Consider the following 273-nt stretch of genomic DNA (forward strand, 5'->3'; position numbering starts at 1 on the left):
AATCCAAAGCATCCGCTTTTGGATTTTGGAGGAATCATGAACTTTGACGAAGTAATCCAGCTTCAGGTGCTGAAGCTCAAGGCCCTGAGCCACGGTGCCAACATGGGCCGGCTGGTCGATCAGGCCATTGATCAAGTCCAGCTCACCGAGCTGCGCCAGATGTGCGCCAAGGTGCATCCCTCGCTGATCGAGCGCCTCGATCAAGTGACGAACCTGCTCGACATGAGCAAGCGCGAGTTCATCGAGGCTGCTGTGTCTGATGCGCTGGCCCGC

General features: G+C 57.1%; 1 protein-coding gene. It reads left to right on the forward strand.

Annotation, left to right across the window (positions count from 1 at the left end):
• Positions 1–36: 36 nt before the first annotated feature.
• Positions 37–273, forward strand: a 237-nt coding sequence (locus ABG80_RS07245) for a hypothetical protein (RefSeq protein WP_407638737.1), incomplete at its 3' end; no start/stop codon positions are given.

Origin of the sequence: Aquabacterium parvum (assembly GCF_001447195.1) — a bacterium.
In the GTDB taxonomy this organism is placed as follows: Bacteria; Pseudomonadota; Gammaproteobacteria; order Burkholderiales; family Burkholderiaceae_C; genus Aquabacterium; species Aquabacterium parvum.